This window comes from Vibrio sp. 661 (genome assembly GCF_033339315.1).
Lineage (GTDB): Bacteria > Pseudomonadota > Gammaproteobacteria > Enterobacterales > Vibrionaceae > Vibrio > Vibrio alginolyticus.
In genome coordinates this window covers 1-1,074 of record NZ_JAWOUJ010000127.1, presented here as the reverse complement: position 1 = coordinate 1,074, position 1,074 = coordinate 1, and the positions used below count along the sequence as shown (strand labels likewise).

General features: G+C 48.8%; 1 protein-coding gene. It reads left to right on the top strand.

What is annotated here, in order from left to right; all coding sequences use genetic code 11:
• The coding region (locus tag R7P69_RS25165) for a VCBS domain-containing protein (protein WP_318121823.1) at window positions 1-1,074 on the top strand (1,074 nt) is incomplete at both ends.

Below are 1,074 nucleotides of genomic sequence, written 5' to 3'. Positions count from 1 at the left end.
CAACAGAAGGCTCTGATCGAGTGGTGAGCTATCAACTTGATTCCTCGACGAACCCTGTAGCAGGATTAACGTCGCACGGCCAAGCGGTTGTACTCGTAGAAACGGCAAATGCTGACGGCAGCTTCACTTACAGTGCGACGGCAGATGGCAATCCAGTATTTACGTTGGTAGTGAATGTGGATGGCTCTTACAACTTCACGTTGGAAGGCCCAATCGATCACGCTATTAATAGTGACGAGCTAACGCTGAACTTCCCAATCATCGCAACGGACTTTGATGGTGACACCAGCTCTGCGGTGATCCCAGTGACTATCTTCGATGACCAACCGACCATCACAAACGTCGATGCCATTACAGTGGATGAAGACGATTTAACGAGTATTGGCTCTGCTCAAGATGGCGTTGTTTCTATTGATGGCAAGTTCACCACAACTGAAGGTTCTGACCGAGTGGTGAGCTATCAACTCGATGGTTCGATGAACCCTGTAGCAGGATTAACGTCGCACGGCGAAGTTGTTGATTTGGTTGAAACAGCGAATGCAGATGGCAGCTTCACTTACACTGCGACCGCTAACGGCAACCCAGTATTTACGTTGGTGGTGAACACCGATGGTTCATACAACTTTACGTTGGAAGGCCCAATCGATCACGCGACTGGTAGTGATGAACTGACGCTAAACTTTCCAATCATCGCGACCGACTTTGATGGCGATACGTCATCGGCAACCATCCCTGTAACCATTGTTGATGACCAGCCAACAATTAACAATGTTCAAGCGATCACCGTTGATGAAGATGACCTCGCGCAGATTGGCTCGGCTCAAGACGGTTCTGTATCGATTGACGGACACTTCACCACCAATCAAGGTTCTGATGGCGTAGTGAGTTACCAATTGGATGCCAGTGCGACGCCTGTTGATGGGCTTACTTCGCAAGGTGTTGCGGTGACATTGAGTGAAACGGCAAATCCAGATGGTAGTTTCACTTATACGGCAACCGCAGGAACCAATCCTGTCTTTACGTTAACTGTGAATCCAGATGGCAGTTACAACTTTACACTCGAAGGCCCAATTG